Source organism: Pseudomonas sp. NY8896, from assembly GCF_039634505.1.
Map to the genome: position 1 here is coordinate 6,401,457 of NZ_CP132350.1, position 20,729 is coordinate 6,422,185.

14 protein-coding genes are annotated in these 20,729 nt (G+C 63.7%); 5 read left to right on the forward strand and 9 right to left on the reverse strand.

Annotation, left to right across the window (positions count from 1 at the left end; all coding sequences use genetic code 11):
• Positions 1–25 precede the first annotated feature (25 nt).
• The 8 genes from Q9451_RS29015 to glnE form a co-directional block, all read right to left on the reverse strand.
• Positions 26–1,468 (reverse strand): lipopolysaccharide kinase InaA family protein, encoded by a 1,443-nt coding sequence (locus Q9451_RS29015; protein WP_012270145.1) that lies wholly within the window; start codon positions 1,466–1,468, stop codon positions 26–28.
• Positions 1,468–2,220: a lipopolysaccharide kinase InaA family protein gene (locus tag Q9451_RS29020; protein WP_012270144.1), complete on the reverse strand. Its 753-nt coding sequence runs from the start codon at positions 2,218–2,220 to the stop codon at positions 1,468–1,470. The genes Q9451_RS29015 and Q9451_RS29020 overlap by 1 nt, the downstream gene beginning before the upstream one ends.
• On the reverse strand, positions 2,217–2,951 hold the full coding sequence (locus Q9451_RS29025) for a lipopolysaccharide kinase InaA family protein (protein WP_012270143.1): 735 nt from the start codon (positions 2,949–2,951) through the stop codon (positions 2,217–2,219). The genes Q9451_RS29020 and Q9451_RS29025 overlap by 4 nt, the downstream gene beginning before the upstream one ends.
• Positions 2,951–3,757 carry a lipopolysaccharide core heptose(I) kinase RfaP gene (rfaP, locus tag Q9451_RS29030; protein WP_012270142.1) on the reverse strand — a complete coding sequence of 269 codons (807 nt, stop codon included), beginning with the start codon at positions 3,755–3,757 and terminating at the stop codon, positions 2,951–2,953. The genes Q9451_RS29025 and rfaP overlap by 1 nt, the downstream gene beginning before the upstream one ends.
• Positions 3,754–4,878, reverse strand: coding sequence for a glycosyltransferase family 4 protein (locus tag Q9451_RS29035; RefSeq protein ID WP_012270141.1), 1,125 nt, complete (start codon positions 4,876–4,878; stop codon positions 3,754–3,756). Before Q9451_RS29035 ends, rfaP begins: the two co-directional genes overlap by 4 nt.
• Positions 4,878–5,936: a lipopolysaccharide heptosyltransferase I gene (gene waaC, locus Q9451_RS29040; RefSeq protein WP_012270140.1), complete on the reverse strand. Its 1,059-nt coding sequence runs from the start codon at positions 5,934–5,936 to the stop codon at positions 4,878–4,880. The genes Q9451_RS29035 and waaC overlap by 1 nt, the downstream gene beginning before the upstream one ends.
• On the reverse strand, positions 5,937–6,986 hold the full coding sequence (waaF, locus tag Q9451_RS29045; RefSeq protein WP_012270139.1) for a lipopolysaccharide heptosyltransferase II: 1,050 nt from the start codon (positions 6,984–6,986) through the stop codon (positions 5,937–5,939). It abuts the gene before it with no gap.
• Positions 6,987–7,119: 133 nt separating this feature from the next.
• Complete coding sequence (glnE, locus tag Q9451_RS29050) at positions 7,120–10,053, reverse strand: bifunctional [glutamate--ammonia ligase]-adenylyl-L-tyrosine phosphorylase/[glutamate--ammonia-ligase] adenylyltransferase (protein WP_012270138.1); 2,934 nt, start codon at positions 10,051–10,053, stop codon at positions 7,120–7,122.
• A 383-nt stretch (positions 10,054–10,436) separates the two neighbouring features.
• Here glnE and aceE point away from each other — a divergent pair, with 383 nt between their 5' ends.
• From aceE to Q9451_RS29075, 5 genes are all read left to right on the forward strand, one after another.
• A complete protein-coding gene (gene aceE / locus Q9451_RS29055) occupies positions 10,437–13,082 on the forward strand; it encodes a pyruvate dehydrogenase (acetyl-transferring), homodimeric type (RefSeq protein WP_012270137.1) in 2,646 nt (881 codons plus the stop codon).
• Between the two features lie 13 nt (positions 13,083–13,095).
• Positions 13,096–14,733 carry a dihydrolipoyllysine-residue acetyltransferase gene (gene aceF / locus Q9451_RS29060; protein ID WP_012270136.1) on the forward strand — a complete coding sequence of 546 codons (1,638 nt, stop codon included), beginning with the start codon at positions 13,096–13,098 and terminating at the stop codon, positions 14,731–14,733.
• Positions 14,734–15,005: 272 nt separating this feature from the next.
• Complete coding sequence (locus Q9451_RS29065; protein ID WP_012270135.1) at positions 15,006–17,696, forward strand: EAL domain-containing protein; 2,691 nt, start codon at positions 15,006–15,008, stop codon at positions 17,694–17,696.
• A 165-nt stretch (positions 17,697–17,861) separates the two neighbouring features.
• Positions 17,862–18,530 (forward strand): peptide-methionine (S)-S-oxide reductase MsrA, encoded by a 669-nt coding sequence (msrA, locus tag Q9451_RS29070; RefSeq protein WP_012270134.1) that lies wholly within the window; start codon positions 17,862–17,864, stop codon positions 18,528–18,530.
• A gap of 3 nt (positions 18,531–18,533) precedes the next feature.
• Positions 18,534–19,157, forward strand: coding sequence for a glutathione S-transferase (locus tag Q9451_RS29075; protein WP_012270133.1), 624 nt, complete (start codon positions 18,534–18,536; stop codon positions 19,155–19,157).
• 166 nt (positions 19,158–19,323) lie between these two features.
• On the opposite strand, the gene creD is transcribed toward Q9451_RS29075, so the two are convergent.
• On the reverse strand, positions 19,324–20,652 hold the full coding sequence (creD, locus tag Q9451_RS29080) for a cell envelope integrity protein CreD (protein ID WP_012270132.1): 1,329 nt from the start codon (positions 20,650–20,652) through the stop codon (positions 19,324–19,326).
• Positions 20,653–20,729: the final 77 nt, after the last annotated feature.

Below are 20,729 nucleotides of genomic sequence, written 5' to 3' on the forward strand. Positions count from 1 at the left end.
GTGTTGCCGAACGATTACCCGCGGATCATTCGGCCAGCTTGGGCAGCAGCCGGTCTAGCCGCTGATGCAAGGCACTGCCGCTCGGCCAGTTACGCAGCAGCCGCGCCCGGTCACGGGCGTAGGCCGGGGCGAAGCTGAGCTGGGTAGCGTGCTGGCACATGGCGTCGAGGTCGATCAGCGACCACCGGCCGTTGTCCCAGAACAGGTTATGGCCCTTGAAGTCGCCATGGCTGATGCGTTCGCGGATCAGCTGCTGCATCACATGCACCAGGGCGTCTACCTGTTCCTCCGGTGCATCGCCGTTCTCCACGAACGGTGCGAAACACGCGGTGAGGTCCGGGCCATCGACGTACTCGGTCACCAGGTAAGCACGGCTGCGCAGCCCCATGACCCGTTGCTCCAGCACCGCCAACGGTTTGGGTGTGGCAATGTCGAGGAATTCCAGACGATGGCCCTCGATCCACGAATGCCAGGCACGGCTCGGGCGCCAAAAGCGTTTGAACCAATGCGCGGTGTTCTTGATGTTGTAGCGCTTGAGCACCAGCTGACGGCCGTTCACTTCGATGCGTGCCACACTGGCGGCGCCACCGGTCTTGTACAGATGGCCCTTGTCGATCAGCGTATCGGCCTGCGCCAGCACCGGCTGCATGGCGCTGACTTCACTGCGGCGGATCGCCTGCAACCCCGAGAGGCTGCGCTGGACGCTGAACAAGCTGCACTCGCGGCCGGCCTTTTCCAGGTAGTCCTTCTGCCGCCAGTTGCGCACCTTGTCTACCTGTTTCTGCAGGGCTTCCAGCGGTAGCGCATGCTCGGCATTGGCCAGCAGGTAGTGCACCAGCAGCTCTTCGATGAACGGCTCCAGGCGCTTGGGCAATTGGGCGAAGAACACGCCGAGGTTTTCCAGCACACGCGGACGCGACAACTGTTGGCCAGGTGTTTCGGCCTTGATGCCAGCGCCGTCGATCAAGTACAACTTGCCGCCATGGCGCAGCAGGTTGTCCAGGTGCAAGTCTTCCTGCCACAGGCCTTGGGCGTGCATGTGCGCAACGGCGGTGAGCGCTTCGCCTAGCACCAGGTGCTGTTCGTCAGCCAGCACGGGCAGGTTTTCAACTGCGGCCCAGGCATCGGCCAGGCTTTCGGCACCGTCGAGGAATTCGAACAGCAGCCAGCCGCCTTCGCCTTCCTTGAGGCCGTCGGCCAGCAGCTTGGGCGTGGTCAGGCCCTGCTCGGCCAGCAACTTCACACCTTGCAGCTCGCGCTGGAAATGCCTAGCCGCGTTGCCGCCTACCAGCAACTTGGCCAGCACCGGGGTGCCGCGCCACACACCAGCGCCCACATAACGCTGGCCTGGCAACACGCGCAGCAAGCTGAGCAGTTGCAGGTCAGCGCTGCCAGCGGCATCGGCCAGGGTGATGCTCAGCGGCAACGACGGGTTGCGGCCGGCATCTTTCAATTCAGACAAACGCATCAGCGGGCCTCTTTTTCACGACGGCGTTGCGTCAGGCGTTGCAGCCAGGTATTCACCAGCGAACCATCGGCCGGCTGTGCCAGGTACGTGGCCAGCAAGGTACGCACATCCTGCTCGCTCCAGGCCTGGGCGCGGCGCAGCAGCGGCTCCAGGTCCTTGAGGCGGTCGCGCATGCCGAACAGCAATGGCCGGGTCTTTTCCAGGTCGATCAACTGCGCGTCCCAACCGTCGCGGCGTTGGCGCAGGAAGATGTGCTTGGGGTAGAAGCAGCCATGCACCTGGCCGGCGCTGTGCAGTGTGCGCGCCAGCTGGCCGCAGGCCTGCAGGATACCGTTGCGTTCGGCGTCGCCCAGCTGTGGCCATTGGGCCAGCAGGCCGTCGAGGTCGGCCCACTCGTCCAAAGCGCGGGTCATCAGGATGGCCCGGTGCTTGCCGCCCTGCTTGCGCTCACCATAGAACACTGCCTGCAACGCAGGAATGTGCAGCTTCTGGTAGCGGCTGATGTTGCGAAACTCACGGGCAAAGGTCGGCTCGCCGAACGGCCGGTGCAGGGTGCGGGTCAGGTAGTCGCTCTGGCGCTTGAGGTAGTAGCCCTTGCCTTCGAGTTCCAGGCGAAACACGCTGCTCCAGCCGCCACGGCCGGTGTTGGGTTCGTCCACAGCCTCGAGTTGCAGCGCCCACAGCGCCTCGAAGTCGTCCAGGCCATGGCGTTTGAGCAGCGCGAGGTCCGCGCTGGCCAGGTAATCGGTCATTCCCTTCCCTCGAAAAAGCCCAATACCTGGCGAATGCGCTTCTTGTCGCGCACATTCAGCCGGTCGCGGCCACGGTATTGCAGGTAGAAGCGTAGGCGTTGGGTGGCGGACAGGTGGTATTTGGCCACCTTGTCCAGGCATGCCAGGTCCTTGATCATCCGGTGTCGCCACATGAAACCGCGCCAGAAGTCGCCGGTGGGGCAGTCGATGAAGAATAGCGTGCCCTGGTCATCGACCAGCAGGTTGCGCCACTTCAGGTCGTTGTGGGCGAAACGGTGCTCGTGCATTACCCGGGTATGGCGCGCCAGCTGACGGCTGACATGGTCGACCCAGGCACGGTCGGCCAGGCGCGCATCGTGGCGCTCGGCCAGTGCCGACAGGTCTTCGGTGCGCGGCAGTTCACGGGTGATCATCGCCCCACGGCCAAAGGCCAGGCCGTTGCGCTCCAGGCCCCAGGCCACCACCTCAGCAGTGGGGATGCCCCACTTGGCGAACTGTTTGAGGTTCTGCCATTCGGCCTTGATGCGCGGCCGGCCCAGGTAGCGACGCATGTGCTTGCCGGCCCCGGTGTAGCGCTTGACGTAGTAGTTGACCCCGCTGCGTTCGATACGGACCACTTCGCTGAGCGGGTCGCGGGTCAGGCGTTCGCCCTGGATGGCAAATACCGCATCGAGGCTGCCGAAGTCCGTCGCCAGGTGTTCGTAACCCGGCGCCAGTGTCCAACTCGCCATCAGAGTGCATCCCCATAGCGTTGCTTGCGATCGTAGAGTTTCTGCGCCTTGCGCTCCAACCAGGCGAGCAACGCGGCTTCGTCCTTGAGGACTTGGCGCAGCGGGCGCTGGAAGTAACCGCGCAGGAAACGCAGCTTGTCGCGCTGGGTCAGGCCGATGTCCAGCGCCGAGAAGTACAGCGCGGCCAGGTCCTTGTCACGCCAGCGGCGGCTGATTGTCGCCCGGGTTTGCGCGCGGTGCAGGTCGATCACCGACAGTTTGAAGTCATCCGCCGTCACCGGTCGGTCGGTGTGCAGCAGGAAATGGCAGATATAGCAGTCGCGGTGGTTGACCCCAGCGCGGTGAATACCGCCAGTCATCTTCGCCACTTCGGCGATCAGCGCGCGCTTCAGGCGCGGCTCGGGCGGCTGCTTGACCCAGTCGATGCTGTAGTCTTCAAGGCTGATGGTTGGCGCCAGTTCTTCGGTGATGATGAACGAGTGCTGCGTGGCCGGGTTGCTGCCGCGCTCGCCGTAGGCGACGGCGGTCATGGTCGGCACACCCACCTCATGCAGGCGCTGGATGGCCCGCCACTCCTGGCCGGCGCCGAGCACTGGCAGCTTGGCCGTGAACAAGTTCTTGAAGATTTCGCCCCAGCCAATGCCGCGGTGGATCTTGACGAAGAACCCCTCGCCCTCCACCTCGGTACGCAGCGTGCGGCGCCCTTCCAGTTCGCGATAGACCTCGCCTTGCAGCGCTTCTACGGCGTCGAAGGCATCACGCCCGGCCCACAGGCGTTTGAAGGGTTCGGCCACTATCAGCTTCATGCGGTTTTCTGCCCCAGGATCACGTCGGCAGCATGCTGCGGCATGCTGTACAGATCGGCGGTTTCTGCATATGCCAGGCCGTTGCGCGACCAGCTGGCGCGGGCCTGCGGGTCTTCGAGCATGCGCTGCAAGTAACCGTTGAGCTGTTCCTGCTCGAACGGCTCGTCCAGCACCAGGCCACTGTCGGCCTCGGCGATGTAGTGGGCGTAGCCGCACACCTTGGACACCAGCACCGGCAGACCGGCCACCAGCGCTTCGAGCAGCACTGTACCGGTGTTCTCGTTGTACGCCGGGTGAATCAGCAGGTCGGCACCCAGCAGGAAGCGCGGAATGTCGCTGCGGCCCTTGAGGAACTGCACCTGGTCGCCCAGGCCCAGGGTGGCGCTTTGCAGCTGGAACACCTTGGGGTCGTCCTGGCCGATCACCATCAGCTTCGTGCGTTTGCGCAGGGCCGACGGCAGCGCGGCCAGGGCCTTGAGGCTGCGGTCCACACCCTTGGTCTTGAAGCCCGAACCAATCTGCACCAGCAGCAGGTCATCCTCGCCCAGGTTGAATTCCTTGCGGAACTCGGCGCGAATCTCGGCGGCATTGGCCGGCGCACGGCGGTCCTGGGAAATACCCGGTGGCAGCAGGTGGAAGCGTTCCACCGGGGTGCCGTAGTGCTTGATGAACAGCGGCTGCTGCACTTCGGAAATCATCAACACTTCGGTATGGGCGTCCTTGGCGAACACCGCGCGCTCATACTCGGCAAAGTGCCGGTAGCGGCCCCAGCGGCGGTACAAGCCACCGCGCAAGGTCTGCGCCTTGTCCTCGAAGCAGCCGTCGGCAGCGTAGTACACATCCAGGCCCGGCATTTTGTTGAAGCCGATCAGGCGGTCGACCGGGCGCTTGGCCAGGTCGGCGGCCATCCAGGCACTGAGTTTCTCATTGCGGCGGTGGTTGAAAATCGCTTTCACCGGCGCCACCAGCACTTCGAAGCCCGGCGGAATGTCACCCTCCCAGATCAACGTGTACACACGGATCTGGTGGCCCCGCTTCTGGCATTCCAGGGCAATGCGCATGAAATCGCGCTGCAGCCCGCCGAAGGGGAAATATTTGTAAAGCACGAAAGCCAGTTGCATCAACGGACATCCTCAGCCAGCAGCAACGCGCTCAAGCGGCCCGCCACATGCTCGGGATTCAGGCGAGTGAAGCACAGCGGCCACTCGCGTTTCAGATCGAACCGGCGCAGGTCGTCGGCGCTCGGTTTGTAGGTGCACTTCTTCTGCAGGCAGGGAGCGCATGGCCAGTCACTGGCCTGGTGAATCTGGGTCCGTCCGTAGGCGCCAGTCAGGCCCGGGTTGGTCGGGCCGAACAGCGAAATGGTGGGCACATCGAGTGCCGCCGCCAGGTGGCCAAGGCCGGTGTCGACCGCCACGCAGGCTTTTGCCGCCGCCAGTACGCGAGCGACGCCGGCAAGGTTCAATTTGGGGAGCACCTGGCAGTTGTTCAAGCCCTGGGCGATACGCTCGGCCCGCGCCTTCTCGGCCGGGTTGCCCCAGGGCAGACGCACTTCCAGCTTACGCCGGCCCATGCGCTCGGCCAGTTCGCGCCAGTAGGCTTCGGGCCAATGTTTGGTCGCCCAGGTGGTACCGTGCAGGAACACCACATAAGGCGCAGCCGGCGGCAACTGCAGGCGGTCTAGGTCCAGGCCGTAGTTGCCAATGCCCTCCGGCAGGTCGTAGGCCAGGGCCATGGCGAACAGCTGGCGTACCCGTTCCACGGCGTGTTGGCCGGTGGCAACCGAAAGGCGTCGGTCGTAGAAGCGGCTTGCCCAGCCTTCGCGTGCCGAATAACGGTCCAGGCCGGCGACCGTGGCCTTCACGTAGCGGGTCAGCCAGGCCGACTTGACCAAGCCCTGGGCATCGATCACCAGATCGTACTTGCGCTCGCGCACCCGTTGCTTGAACGCCTTCCACTCACCACTCTTGATGGTTTGCCACACGTTCTTGCGCCAGCGGCGGATGGCCACCGGGATCACTTGGTCGACCGCCGGGTGCCAGCTGGGGATTTCGGCGAAGCCTTCTTCAACTACCCAGTCGAAACGGATACCCGGAATGGCATGAGCGGCATCGGTGAGTGCCGGCAGGGTGTGGATCACATCACCCAGCGACGAGGTCTTGATGATCAGTACCCGCACTTAGTCGACCTCGGCCACGGTATCGATCAGGTCCGGCCCGCTCAGGCTGTGCAGGGCGGCGATGACTTTGCCCGGTTCCAGCAGGCGCAGGCAGTTGTAGTGGCCGAAGCGGCAGGTGCGGTCAAAGCATGGGCTGCACTCGATGCCCGTGCGCACTACTTCTACCTGTTCGGCCAGCGGCGGGGTGAAGCCGGGCGAGGTCGAGCCGTACACCGCCACCAATGGGCGATTCAGGGCTGCGGCCACGTGCATCAGGCCGGAGTCGTTGGACACCACGGCATGGGCGCAGGACATCAGGTCGATGGCTTCGGCCAGCGAAGTTTCACCGGCCAGGTTGGACGATTCTTCACGGAACCCCGGGATCAGCCGGTCACGGATCTGCTCGCCGACCGGGTGATCGTTCTTCGAGCCGAACAGCCACACCTGCCAGCCCTGGCGGATCATCGCGTCGGCCACGGCGGCATAGTGCTCGGCGGGCCAGCGCTTGGCCTCGCCAAACTCGGCGCCAGGGCACAGCGCCAGCACCGGGCGGTCCAGCTCCAGGCCGAACTTGGCCAGGGCGGCGTCACGGCTTTGCGCTTCGATCTGCAGGCTGGGGCGCGGGTACGGCTGCGGCAGCTCAGCGCCGGGGGCGTAGGCCAGGGCCATGAAGCGCTCGATCATCAGCGGGTAGCGGGCCTTGTCCAGTTTGCGCACATCGTTCAACAGGCCGAAGCGCATTTCGCCGCGCCAGCCGGTGCGTTTGGGGATGCCGGCAAAGAACGGCACCAATGCCGACTTCAGCGAGTTGGGCAGCAAAATGGCCTGGTCATACTGGCCGGCCAGGGACTTGCCGATGCGCCGGCGCGTGGCCAGCTCCAGCGCGCCGTGGCCGAGCGGGAAGCTCAAGGCCTGGCGCACTTCAGGCATGCGCTCCAGGATCGGCCGGCTCCACTCGGGGGCCAGTACGTCGATCACGCAGTCGGGGTGCTGCTGTTTCAGGCACTGGAACAGGGTCTGCGCCATCACCATGTCGCCGACCCAGCTGGGGCCAATGATCAGTATTCTCATGCTTAGTCCAGAAACGCTCGGGGAGGCTACAGGCTGTGGTACAGCCTGGCCTCCCCTCTTTATATTCAGGCTATGTGGCGGACAGTGTACCACTCAGGCAGGTCCATGGCTGATCGCGGCCCCTGCGGGGCCTTCAAGCCAACCCCAATTCACCCCAGATCCGCCGCACTTCGCGGCGCTCGTCGGCAAACTGCGCCGCATCGATCACCCCGGCCTGCTTCTGCAAAGCCTGGCGGTGCGAGGCCGAGCGGAACGCCTTGTACACTTCACGCAACAGCACCGCGTCACTGGCCGGCATCAAGTTCGCCTGCTCCAGCTCTTCCAGAATGCGGATGTTATCGGTCCATCGGAGTATGGCCGGGTGGTCGTGGGACCAGGCCAAAGCGGCGTATTGCACCATAAATTCGATATCGACGATACCGCCTGCATCCTGCTTGATATCGAAGGGCACACCGGCCTCGAAGGCGTTGGCCGCAGTACCGGCAGCCGTCGCCTTGGTACCCAGGTTGTCACGCATCTTGGCGCGCATGTCACTCACTTCGCCGCGCAGTTTTTCCAGGTCGCGGGCCTGGCCGAGCACCTTGGCGCGCACACCTTCGAACGCCGTGCCGACCTGCTTGCAGCCCACCAGCACCCGCGCCCGTACCAGCGCCTGGTGTTCCCAGGTCCAGGCCTCGTTCTGCTGGTAACGCTCGAACGCGCCCAGCGAGCTGACCAGCAGCCCAGAGGCACCGGACGGGCGCAAACGCATGTCCACGTCATACAGCTGGCCCGAGTTGGTCTGGGTGGTCAGCAAGTGAATGATGCGCTGGCCCAGGCGCGTGAAGAACTGCGCGCTGTCGATCGGCTTGGCGCCGTCGGTTTCGGCCTGCGGGTCGCCGTCATGGATAAACACCAGGTCCAGGTCCGAACCGTGGCCAAGCTCCAGGCCGCCGACCTTGCCGTAACCAATGATGATGAACCCGGGGTCGCACAGGCTGCCGTCGCTGCGCTTGGGCTGGCCGTGGCGGGCCACGGTCTGGCGCCAGGCCAGGGCCAGCACCTGGTCGAGAATGGCTTCGGCCAGCCAGGTCAGGTAGTCGCTGACTTTCATCAGCGGCAGGTTGCCGCTGATTTCCGAAGCAGCTACGCGCAGGCTATGGGCCAGTTTGAAGTGGCGCAGCGCTTCCATCTGCTGCTCGAGGTCGTCCTCGGGGATACGCGTCAGGCGTTCGCGCAGCTCACTGGCCAGCTCTGGCGCCAAGGGCGGGCTGAACAAGCGGCCTTCATTGAGCAGCTCATCAAGCAGCAGCGGGTAGAGCGCGATCTGCTCGGCAATCCATGGGCTGGCAGCGCACAGGGTCAGCAGGCGGCGCAAGGCACCTGGGTTTTCGGTCAGCAGCACCAGGTAGGCCGAGCGCCGCGCCACGGCCTCGACCAGCGGCAACACCCGCTCCAGCACCAGGTCGGGGTTGTCATGCTCCACCGCCTGGGCCAGCAACCGTGGAATAAATGCGTCCAGGCGCTCACGGCCAATGCGCTGCATCGAGCGCAGCTGTGGGCTGGAGCGCAACCCGGCCAAGCGCCGCAAGGCCTCGACGGGCTGTTTGAAGCCGGCTTCCTGCAGCTGCCGGCCAGCGGCTTCTTCATCCTGCGCCTGCTCCCACAGCGGCGACCACTCGCCACCGACCACCAGCTCGCCTTCGCCGTCCTCATCATCCGGGTCGGCGATGACCTGGCGGAAGTGCCAGTCGATACGGCCACGCCAGTACATCAGCTGGTCGTGGAAGCTCTGCCAGTCGGCAAAGCCAAGGATATACGCCACCCGCGCCTGGTCGGTCTCGCTCTCGGGCAGCATCTGCGTCTGGCGGTCGGCGATGGCCTGGATGGCGTGCTCGGTGTAACGCAGGAATTCATAGCCCTCGCGCAGCTCGGCGACCACTGCCGGCGGCAGATAACCCTGGCCTTCCAGCGTGGCCAGCACTTTGAGCAACGGCCGCTGCTGCAGGCTGAGGTCGCGCCCGCCGTGGATCAGCTGGAAGGCCTGGGCGATGAATTCCACCTCTCGGATGCCACCGGCACCCAGCTTGATGTTGTCGGCCATACCCTTGCGCCGCACTTCCTGCTGGATCAGTTGCTTCATGGTGCGCAGCGCTTCGATCGCGGAAAAATCCAGGTATCGGCGGTACACGAACGGGCGCAGTACTTCCTGCAACTGCGCGCCGGCGGCCTGGTCGCCCGCCACGACCCGCGCCTTGATCATCGCGTAGCGCTCCCAGTCGCGGCCCTGGTCCTGGTAGTACTGCTCCAGTGCGTTGAAGCTGAGCACCAGCGCGCCAGCCGAGCCATACGGGCGCAGGCGCATGTCGACGCGGAACACGAAGCCGTCGACGGTCACCGGGTCCAGTGCCTTGATCAGCCGTTGGCCAAGGCGGGTAAAGAACTCCTGGTTATCCAGCGAGCGCTTCACCCCTTCGGTTTCGCCGCCTTCGGGGAAGCCGAAGATCAGGTCGATGTCCGACGACAGGTTCAGCTCCACCGCCCCAAGCTTGCCCATGCCCAGCACCACCATGTGCTGCGGCTGGCCGCTGCGGTTGCCGATGGGCGTGCCGAACTGCTGGCAATGGCGCGGATACAGCCATTGGTAGGCTTCGTCGATGGCCGCATCGGCCAGGTCCGACAGGTCGCGGCAGGTTTCGCCCAGCTCGGCTTGGCGGGTGATGTCGCGCCAGATGATGCGCAGCTGCTGGCGGTTGCGCGCGCGGCGCAGGTTACGCGCCAGTTCGTCTTCGCTCTGCGCCGCCTGGGCAGCCTCGGCAATTTGCCCGCGCAACTCACCCGGGGCGTAACGCCGCTCCAACTCGCCACTGGCCAGCAGGGCAAACAGCATGGCCGGGTCGCGCTGGGCCACCCCCAGGACATAATCGCTGGCGGCGGCAACCTGATCGAACTGTTGCCGATGGGCTGGGCTCCAACCGTTCAGGTCAAGATCGGGGTGGGCAGCCACGGCATCGCTGATGAATTGCCGGTTGCGAACGACCAGTGGTTGCAGGGTGACGGGCAGATCGGAGGGCAAAGGTAGGCGCATGGTCTATCCTTGATCGGCGTGAAATAGAGGGGGAAAAGCGGCCAAGGGGAAGCCGGACCACGGTTGGACTGTCGTACAAAAGTTGGAAATAGCTGAAAAAAAAGAAAACTTGGCAACAAACATCAAGAACCACCCGTTCGCGACACAATGCCAACCAACATGAACGTTTTTCCTCACAAGCCAAGGTGCGACCAAACGTCGCACAAATGTAGTTTTACTACTACTCGCGTCGTGCAAAAGCATGAAATGCGAACGCAAATGTAGTAAAACTACAACGCGCCGGAAGACACCCCGGTAATCCAAGAATTCACGACGTCTGCCCATAAGGCCAGTCGCAATCTCAGGCAATCGATTCTGGTTGCCTTTCCGCCCTGGAGCAAGCCATGCAAGACCTCGATCCAATCGAAACCCAGGAATGGCTGGATGCCCTGGAGTCGGTCCTCGACAAAGAAGGCGAAGACCGCGCTCATTACCTGATGACCCGTATGGGCGAGCTGGCCACCCGCAGTGGCTCCCAGCTGCCGTATGCGATCACCACGCCATACCGCAACACCATCCCTGTCACCCACGAAGCACGCATGCCTGGCGACCTGTTCATGGAACGCCGCATTCGCTCGATGGTGCGTTGGAACGCCTTGGCCATGGTCATGCGCACCAACCTGAAAGACTCGGACCTGGGCGGACACATCTCCAGCTTCGCCTCCAGTGCCACCCTGTACGACATCGGCTTCAACTACTTCTTCCAGGCCCCGACCGAAGAACACGGTGGCGACCTGATCTTCTTCCAGGGCCACGCTTCGCCAGGCGTCTACGCCCGTGCCTTCATGGAAGGCCGCATCAACGAAGACCAGATGAACAACTTCCGTCAGGAAGTGGACGGCAACGGCCTGTCTTCGTACCCGCACCCATGGCTGATGCCTGACTTCTGGCAGTTCCCGACCGTATCGATGGGTCTGGGCCCGATCCAGGCTATCTACCAGGCACGCTTCATGAAGTACCTGGAAGCCCGTGGCTTCATCCCGGCCGGCAAGCAGAAGGTCTGGTGCTTCATGGGCGACGGCGAGTGCGACGAGCCGGAATCCCTGGGCGCAATCGCCCTGGCCGGCCGCGAGAAGCTGGACAACCTGATCTTCGTCATCAACTGCAACCTGCAGCGCCTCGACGGCCCGGTTCGCGGCAACGGCAAGATCATCCAGGAACTCGAAGGCGTGTTCCGTGGCGGTGGCTGGAACGTCAACAAAGTCGTCTGGGGCCGTTTCTGGGACCCACTGCTGGCCAAGGACACCAACGGTGCCCTGCAGCGCCGCATGGACGAAGTCATCGACGGCGAGTACCAGAACTACAAAGCCAAAGACGGCGCGTACGTTCGTGAGAACTTCTTCAACACCCCAGAGCTCAAGGCCATGGTCGAAGACCTGTCCGACGAAGAGATCTGGAAGCTCAACCGTGGCGGCCACGACCCGTACAAGGTCTACGCGGCCTACCACCAGGCTGTTAACCACAAAGAGCAGCCGACCGTCATCCTGGCCAAGACCATCAAGGGTTACGGCACCGGTGCTGGCGAAGCCAAGAACACCGCGCACAACACCAAGAAGGTCGACGTCGACAGCCTGCGTCACTTCCGTGACCGCTTCGACATCCCGGTCAAGGATGCCGACCTTGAGAACCTGCCGTTCTTCAAGCCGGAAGAAGGTTCCGCCGAAGCCAAGTACCTGGCCGAGCGCCGCGCAGCCCTGGGTGGGTTCGTGCCGCAGCGCCGTGCCAAGAGCTTCAGCGTACCGACCCCATCCCTGGAAACGCTGAAAGCGATCCTGGACGGCTCGGGCGACCGTGAAATCTCCACCACCATGGCCTTCGTGCGTATTCTGGCGCAGCTGGTCAAGGACAAGGAAATCGGCCAGCGCATCGTCCCGATCATCCCGGACGAAGCCCGTACCTTCGGTATGGAAGGCATGTTCCGCCAATTGGGCATCTACTCCTCGGTCGGCCAGCTCTACGAGCCAGTCGATAAAGACCAGGTGATGTTCTACCGCGAAGACAAGAAGGGCCAGATCCTCGAGGAAGGCATCAACGAAGCCGGCGCCATGTCGTCGTTCATCGCTGCCGGTACCTCGTACAGCTGCCACAACCAGCCGATGCTGCCGTTCTACATCTTCTACTCGATGTTCGGCTTCCAGCGTATTGGCGACCTGGCCTGGGCCGCTGGCGACAGCCGCACCCGTGGCTTCCTGATCGGCGGTACCGCCGGCCGTACCACCCTCAACGGTGAAGGCCTGCAGCACGAAGACGGTCACAGCCACATGATGGCGGGCACCATCCCGAACTGCCGCACCTACGATCCAACCTACGGCTACGAGCTGGCGGTGATCATCCAGGACGGCATGAAGAAGATGACCGAAGAGCAACAGGACATCTTCTACTACATCACCGTGATGAACGAATCCTACCAGCAGCCAGCCATGCCGGCCGGTGTCGAGGAAGGCATCATCAAGGGCATGTACCTGCTCGAAGAAGACACCCGCGAAGCCGCGCACCACGTACAGCTGATGGGCTCCGGCACCATCCTGCGCGAAGTCCGCGAAGCGGCGAAGATCCTGCGTGAAGAGTTCAACGTCGGTGCCGACGTGTGGAGCGTCACCAGCTTCAACGAACTGCGTCGCGACGGCCTGGCCGTGGAACGCGCCAACCGCCTGAAGCCTGGCCAGAAGCCACAGCAGACTTACGTCGAAGAATGCCTGAACGGCCGCAAAGGCCCGGTCATTGCCTCTACCGACTACATGAAGCTGTTCGCCGAGCAGATTCGCCAGTGGGTACCGAGCAAAGAGTTCAAAGTCCTGGGTACCGACGGTTACGGTCGCAGCGACAGCCGCAAGAAGCTGCGTCACTTCTTCGAAGTCGACCGCCACTTCGTGGTGCTGGCTGCCCTGGAAGCCCTGGCTGACCGTGGCGAGCTCGAACCTAAGGTTGTTGCAGACGCTATCGTCAAGTTCGGTATCGACCCGGACAAGCGCAACCCACTGGACTGCTGAGGAGTATTTTTAAGTGAGCGAACTCATTCGCGTACCTGACATCGGCAGCGGTGAAGGTGAAATCATCGAGCTGTTCGTCAAGGTCGGTGACCGTATCGAGGCTGACCAGAGCCTGCTGACCCTGGAGTCCGACAAGGCCTCCATGGAAATCCCGGCCCCCAAGGCCGGCGTCATCAAGGAACTGAAGGTCAAGCTGGGCGATCGCCTGAAAGAAGGCGACGAGCTGCTGGTTCTGGAAGCCGAGGGCGCCGCTGCTGCGGCCCCTGAGGCTCCGGCCGCTGCCGCTGCGCCGGCTGCTGCTCCAGCGCCTGCTGCCGAAGCCGCCCCTGCTCCCGCCGCAGCTCCGGCTGCCGCCAGCGTGCAGGACATCCACGTGCCGGACATCGGCTCGTCGGGCAAGGCCAAGATCATCGAAGTGCTGGTCAAGGTCGGCGACACCGTCGAAGCCGACCAGTCGCTGATTACCCTGGAGTCCGACAAGGCCTCCATGGAAATCCCGTCGCCGGCTGCCGGCGTGGTCGAAGAAGTCCTGTGCAAGCTGGAAGACGAAGTCGGCACTGGCGACCTGATCTTCAAGCTCAAGGTTGCTGGCGCTGCACCTGCTGCCGCTCCGGCACCTGCCGCAGCTGCTGCCCCGGCCAAGGCTGAGGCTGCTCCGGCCGCCGCACCTGCCGCTGCCGCCCCGGCTGCAGCCCCTGCACCGGCTGCTACCGCACCGGCCGCAGGCAGCAACGCCAAGGTTCACGCAGGCCCGGCTGTTCGTCAGCTGGCCCGTGAATTCGGTGTCGACCTGGGCGCAGTCGCGGCCACTGGCCCGCACGGCCGCATCCTGAAAGAAGACGTGCAGGTCTACGTCAAGGCGATGATGCAGAAGGCCAAGGAAGCGCCGGCAGCTGCTGGTGCAACCGGCGGCGCTGGCATCCCGCCGATCCCTGCCGTGGACTTCAGCAAGTTCGGTGAAGTGGAAGAAGTGGCCCTGACCCGCCTGATGCAGGTCGGTGCCGCCAACCTGCACCGCAGCTGGCTGAACGTGCCGCACGTGACCCAGTTCGACTCCGCCGACATCACCGAGCTGGAAGCCTTCCGCGTTGCGCAGAAGGCCGTGGCCGAGAAGGCTGGCGTGAAGCTGACCGTGCTGCCACTGCTGCTCAAGGCCTGCGCCTTCCTGCTCAAGGAACTGCCGGACTTCAACAGCTCGCTGGCGCCAAGCGGCAAGGCCATCATCCGCAAGAAGTACGTGAACATCGGCTTCGCCGTGGACACCCCGGATGGTCTGCTGGTCCCTGTGATCAAGAACGTCGACCAGAAGAGCCTGCTGCAACTGGCCGCCGAAGCCGCGGCGCTGGCTGAAAAAGCCCGCACCAAGAAGCTGTCGGCCGACGAGATGCAAGGCGCTTGCTTCACCATCTCCAGCCTCGGCCACATTGGCGGCACCGGCTTCACGCCGATCGTCAACGCGCCGGAAGTGGCTATCCTGGGCGTCTCCAAGGCGACCATGCAGCCGGTCTGGGATGGCAAGGCGTTCCAGCCGAAGCTGATGCTGCCGCTGTCGCTGTCCTACGATCACCGTGTGATCAACGGCGCTGCCGCTGCGCGCTTCACCAAGCGCCTGGGCGACGTGCTGGGCGATATCCGCACCATGCTGCTGTAAAGCTGCCCACTGCCCCTGCGTGCAGGGGCAGTACCCTTTTCGAGCTGCCACGCTCGTACCTCAACCCCGTCGATTGGCGGGGCTTTTTTTTGTCCGCCGATTGGGATCCCCGGACGCCAAAAATCTCAAGGCGAACTAATATTCCCGACCAGACAGCCGATAACCCGTCCACAGCATCGCACATGGCCGCTTGCCAGCCCTCGGGACATGATGCAACCTTGCCAGATCCAACGCCGCCCAAGGGCCGCGTTCCCTCTTCAAGCGAGTCTTCGATGAAAAGCCAACCCGATGCCGCCAGCCGTGTGGCGGCCGAGGTCGTGACGCAGTTACCCGTGCCTTCGCGGCTGGGCATGCTGCGTTTCGAAAGGCTCAACGAAGCCACTTGGGCCATGCTCTACCTGGACCCGGCCTGCGAGCGCCAGTTCGGCCTGCAGGCCGGCGACCTGTGCGCCCTGGTAGACGCCCCGTACGCCAGCCTGATGGAGCCCGAAGCACGCTACCGGCTGCACGACGAGATCCAGCTGCAGCTGGCCCAGCGCGGCTACTACCGCGTGCGCTATACCCTGCACACCCCAAGTGCGTCGATGCGCTTGCTGGAGGCCGGTGAAGCCTACAAGCAGCACAACCGCCAGTTGCTGCGCGGCTACCTGAGCGTGCTCGACGACCAACAGGACGACACCGGCGAACCCGGCGCCAGCGACCTGGAATCACGCAACAACCGCCTGCAACTGGCCCTGCAACTGAACCAGCGCGCCCAGCAAGAACAACTGGAACACCTGGAGCGTGTGCGTGGCCAGCAGGACCTTATCCTGCGCCTGGCCCGCCAGCGCTACAGCGCCGGCAACTCGCTGCTGGAAGCGGCCCAGCTGATTACCCAGAGTGCCTGCGAAATCTACAAGGTCGACAGCGCCAGTATCTGGCACCTGGAAGACCAGCGCCTGGAACCGATCATCGCCTGGTACCGCGATGCGCAGGAGCATCGCCAGCCCGAAGCCATCGATGCCAGCCGCTTCCCCGACTACCTCGACGCGCTGCACGCCAGCCGCGCCATCGACGCCCACAACGCCGGCCACGACCCACGCACCCGCGCCCTGGCGCAAAGCATGCGCCCGGAAAACAAGGCCATGCTCGACGCCAGTATCCGCGTCGATGGCCAGGTGGTCGGCGTGCTGTGCCTGGAGCAGACCGGCCAGGCACGGGCCTGGCAGTCGGACGAAATTGCCTTTGCCGGCGAGCTGGCCGACCAGTTCGCCCAGGTCATCACCAACCACAACCGCCGCGCCGCCACCAACGCCCTGCACCTGTTCCAACGTGCGGTCGAGCAAAGCGCCAGCGCCTTCCTGCTGGTCAACCGCGACGGCCGGGTGGAGTACGTCAACCCAAGCTTCACCGCCATCACCCAGTACAGCACCGACGAAGTGCAGGGCCGCCAGCTGGCTGAGCTGCCGGCGCTGGAAAACCTCAGCGAACTGCTGTTCGACTCGCCGTCGAGCCTGGCCATGGGCAACAGCTGGCAGGGCGAGTTCAAGAGCCGGCGCAAGAACCTGGAGCCGTACTGGGGGCAATTGTCGATTTCCAAGGTGTACGGTGACAACCGTGAGCTGACCCACTACATCGGCATCTACGAAGACGTCACCCAGACCAAGCTGGCCCAGCAGCGTATCGAGCGCCTGGCCTACACCGACAACCTGACCAACCTGGGCAACCGCCCGGCGTTCATCCGCAGCCTCGACGAACGCTTTGCCCGTGATGGCGAAAGCGCGATGTGCCTGCTGCTGGTGGACATCGACAACTTCAAGCGGATCAACGACAGCCTTGGCCACCAAACCGGTGACAAGCTGCTGATCAGCTTGGCCCGGCGCCTGCGCAACAGCCTTCACGCCGGTGGCATCCTGGCCCGTTTTGCCAGTAACGAATTCGCCGTGCTGCTCGACAACACCAGCCTGGAAGATGGCCAGGGCGTTGCTCTGCAGTTGCTGCGCACCCTCGACAAGCCGATGTTCGTCGACAACCAGCTGATCAACGTCACCGCCTCGGTAGGCCTGGCCTGTGCACCGTTGCACGGCGTCGACCCGGCCAGCCTGATGAAAAACGCCGGCCTGGCGCTGCACAAGGCCAAGGCCAACGGCAAACACCAGGTGCAGGTGTTCACCGAAGTGCTCAATGCCGAAGCCAGCTACAAGCTGTTCGTCGAGAACAACCTGCGCCGCGCCCTGACCCAGAACGAGCTGGAAGTGTTCTACCAGCCCAAGATCTGCCTGCGCAGCGGCCGCCTGCTGGGGCTGGAAGCCTTGCTGCGCTGGAACCACCCAGAGCGCGGCATGATCCGCCCGGACCAGTTCATCAGCGTGGCGGAAGAGACCGGCCTGATCATCCCCATTGGTAAATGGGTGGTACGCCAGGCGTGCCGCATGAGCCAGCAACTGCGCGAGGCTGGCATGGGCAACCTGCACGTGGCCATCAACCTGTCACCCAAGCAGTTCTCCGACCCGGACCTGGTGGCGTCGATCAGCACCATCCTCAAGGATGAAGCCCTGCCCCCACACCTGCTTGAGCTGGAGCTGACCGAAGGCCTGCTGCTGGAGGCCAGCGAAGACACCCACCGCCAGCTGGACGAGCTGAAAGCCCTGGGCCTGACCCTGGCCATGGACGACTTCGGTACCGGTTATTCGTCGCTGAGCTACCTGAAGAAGTTTCCGATCGACATCCTCAAGATCGACCGCAGCTTCATCAACGAAATCCCCGACAACCAGGACGACATGGAAATCACCTCGGCGGTGGTGGCCATGGCCCACAACCTGAAGTTGAAGGTGGTGGCCGAAGGGATCGAGACGCCGGAGCAACTGGCGTTCCTGCGTCGGCACCGCTGCGACGTGGGCCAGGGTTACCTGTTCGACCGGCCAATTCCGGGGCGCGAGCTGGCTGAGCGGTTGAAGCGCTATCCGCGTGGCCCGGTGGCCTGACAGCCACGCAAACCTCGGGCACTATAGAGCCCATACGGGCCCTTTCGCGGGTAAACCCGCTCCCACAGGTACGCCACAGTATTCGAAATCTGTGGGTTGCCTGTGGGAGCGGGTTTACCCGCGAATGCCCCAGCCCCTATCTCAAAGCCATACAGAGGAACGGCCATGGTCCTGCGTTCGGAAATCCTGGTGAACAAAAACGTCATGCCAACTGCGGAACAGGCCCTGCCTGGCCGCGAAACGCCAATGAGCCTGCCCGAGTTCCACTACGTGTTCGAAGGCACCCCACTGCTCGGTCCATTCTTCGAAGGCGCCATCGACTTCGCCATCTTCGGCCTGGGTTGCTTCTGGGGCGCCGAGCGCCGCTTCTGGCAGCGTGAAGGCGTGGTCAGCACGGTGGTCGGTTACGCCGGCGGCTTCACCCCACACCCCACCTACGAAGAAGTCTGCTCAGGCCTGACCGGCCACACCGAAGTGGTGCTGGTGGTGTTCGACAAGGACAAAGTCAGCTACCGCGAGCTACTGGCAATGTTCTGGGAGCTGCACAACCCGACCCAGGGCATGCGCCAGGGTAACGACGTCGGCACTCAGTACCGCTCGGCCATCTACTGCACCAGCCCAGAACAGCTGGAACAGGCCGAAGCCAGCCGCGACGCGTTCCAGGCCGAGCTGAGCAAGGCCGGCTTCGGCGAGATCACCACCGAAATCGACCAGGCACCCACCGTGTACTTCGCCGAGGCCTACCACCAGCAGTACCTGGCCAAGAACCCGCAGGGCTACTGCGGCATTGGCGGCACCGGCGTTTGCCTGCCACCCAGCCTGCAGGGCAACTGAACAATGGCCACGATGACACTGTTCCACTCGCCGTTGTCGCCCTTCGTGCGCAAGGTCATGGTGGTATTGCACGAAACCGGCCAGCTCGAGCGCGTGCAGCTGCAGCCGGTGAACATCAGCCCGGTGAGCGGCGACCCGCAGCTCAACCAGGACAACCCGATCGGCAAAATCCCAGCCCTGCGCCTGGACGATGGCACTGTGCTGCATGACAGCCGGGTGATCTGCGAGTACCTCGACCTGCAACACGTCGGCCTGCCGCTGCTGCCGCGTGAGGGTTCGGCGCGTTGGCGGCGCATGACGCTGGTATCGCAGGCCGATGCAATCATGGATGCGGCGGTGTCGTCGCGCTATGAAAGCTTCCTGCGGCCCGAGGAAAAACGCTGGGACGGCTGGCTGCAGGCGCAGGGCGACAAGATCCGCCGTAGCCTGGCTAACCTTGAGCAGGAGCATTTGCCCGAGCTGATGTCCGGTTTCGACCTGGCGGCGATTGGCGTGGCCTGTGCGCTGGGGTATCTGGACTTGCGTCAGCCCGAGTTTGGCTGGCGTGAGCGCCAACCTGGGTTGGCTGCGTGGTATGCCGAAGTGGCCAAGCGGCCGTCGATGGTCGCCACATCCCCAGTGGCCTGAAGGGCCTCTTCGCGGGTAAACCCGCTCCCACAGGGTACAGCGCCAATTTCAAATTGTGCGGCATACCTGTAGGAGCGGGTTTACCCGCGAATGCCTCACTTCGGTATCACAGGAAACAGCTGCCCAATCCTGAAGGCCAACCACCGCCCGATTTCTCTGTCCTCCCTCATGCCGCTCTCCCCACCCGCGCCCAGTCCAGCCGCCGGGTCAGCACCATGAACAGCCCCAGCAAGCCAAAGCACAGCAGCGACCCCATCAGCAGCGCATAATCTTCGGCACTCAACAGCCCGTAAAGCAGCGCGTACAGCGCCGCCAACCCTGCCGCAAACCCCACCCCTCGCCCCAGGCTGCGCAACACATGGCTGAGGTAGAAGCCGATCAACAGCACACACGCCGAAGCCGACAGCCCATACGCCAGGCCAAAGCCGATGTGCTCGGACAACGACAGCAACAACAGGTAGAAGAACGCCAGCGCCACACCCACCAGGATGTACTGCACCGGGTGCACACTCAGGTTTTTCAGCACCTCGAACAGGAAGAAGCCGGCAAAGGTCAGCGCGATGAATAACAACGCGTATTTGATCGCCCGCTCGCTTTTCAGGTACTGGTCCACCGGGTCGATAAAGCTCACGCCAAAGCTGCGCTCGTTGAAGTCTTCGCACTGGCCGGCGGTGGCGCATTGGCGCAGGGCATCTTCAAGGTTGGTGGCGAAGAACGACGTCTGCCAGTGAGCGCTGAAGCCCTGGGCATCGATGTCGCGGCGGTTGGGCAGATAGCTGCCGACGAAGCTCGGGTGCGGCCAGTTTGCACGCATGGCCACGCTGCTGGTGCGGCCCACCGGCACGACGTGCAACTGCCCGGTGCCTTGTAATGCAAGGTCGAAGCCGTAGCTGAATTCCCGTGCTTGCAGGCCATCCAGCATCGGCAGGCTGGCATGCACGCCACCGCGCATCCAGTCGAGCTGGGTGCCGGCCTCGAACGGCAGCCTCTGCTCGTCGATGCTCAGTTCCAGGCCATTCTCGATGCCGCGGATATCGCTGATGCCCACCACCAGGAAAGGTTTGTCGAAGCGGTAGTCGTCGAAGTCCTTGTCGATGCCCCAACGCTCCGGGAGCTTGAAGCGGCCACTGATACGCCCCTTGGCATGGAACAGCCGCGCCTGGTAGATACCGCGGGCACGCAGTTCGGTGTCCACACCCAGGTCGGCGTCGAAGGTTTCCGGCAGAAAGTACAAGTGGCCGGCAATGGTGCTGGTTTCCTGGGTGCGTTCGCCGTCCTTCTCGATCCAACGGCGCTGGTACTTGCGATAAGGCACCACCAGCAGCGGGCCACTGAGTTGCTGGTCGAAGCTGGCACTCTGGGCGATGTCGCGCAGTACGTTGTCGCGCAGGGCCTGGCGTTCATCGATCAGGCCGTTGATCAGCAACAGCGGAATGAGCAGCAGCAAGATGAGCACGGCGATCATGCCGAGCTTGTAACCGAGGGTCTTGTTCATGGGGCCTCCTGTGGCAGTGGGCGCAGTGTCTGCGCCTTGCGTGGAGGCCTTGGGGAGCTTGTGTGGAGATTGTGTGT

Bases quoted from the DNA above. Each gene is read 5' to 3' on its own strand.
- Q9451_RS29015 (WP_012270145.1), bottom strand. From the start codon at position 1,468: ATGCGTTTGTCTGAATTGAAAGATGCCGGCCGCAACCCGTCGTTGCCG.
- Q9451_RS29020 (WP_012270144.1), bottom strand. From the start codon at position 2,220: ATGACCGATTACCTGGCCAGCGCGGACCTCGCGCTGCTCAAACGCCAT.
- Q9451_RS29025 (WP_012270143.1), bottom strand. From the start codon at position 2,951: ATGGCGAGTTGGACACTGGCGCCGGGTTACGAACACCTGGCGACGGAC.
- rfaP (WP_012270142.1), bottom strand. From the start codon at position 3,757: ATGAAGCTGATAGTGGCCGAACCCTTCAAACGCCTGTGGGCCGGGCGT.
- Q9451_RS29035 (WP_012270141.1), bottom strand. From the start codon at position 4,878: ATGCAACTGGCTTTCGTGCTTTACAAATATTTCCCCTTCGGCGGGCTG.
- waaF (WP_012270139.1), bottom strand. From the start codon at position 6,986: ATGAGAATACTGATCATTGGCCCCAGCTGGGTCGGCGACATGGTGATG.
- glnE (WP_012270138.1), bottom strand. From the start codon at position 10,053: ATGCGCCTACCTTTGCCCTCCGATCTGCCCGTCACCCTGCAACCACTG.
- aceE (WP_012270137.1), top strand. From the start codon at position 10,437: ATGCAAGACCTCGATCCAATCGAAACCCAGGAATGGCTGGATGCCCTG.
- Q9451_RS29065 (WP_012270135.1), top strand. From the start codon at position 15,006: ATGAAAAGCCAACCCGATGCCGCCAGCCGTGTGGCGGCCGAGGTCGTG.
- msrA (WP_012270134.1), top strand. From the start codon at position 17,862: ATGGTCCTGCGTTCGGAAATCCTGGTGAACAAAAACGTCATGCCAACT.
- Q9451_RS29075 (WP_012270133.1), top strand. From the start codon at position 18,534: ATGGCCACGATGACACTGTTCCACTCGCCGTTGTCGCCCTTCGTGCGC.
- creD (WP_012270132.1), bottom strand. From the start codon at position 20,652: ATGAACAAGACCCTCGGTTACAAGCTCGGCATGATCGCCGTGCTCATC.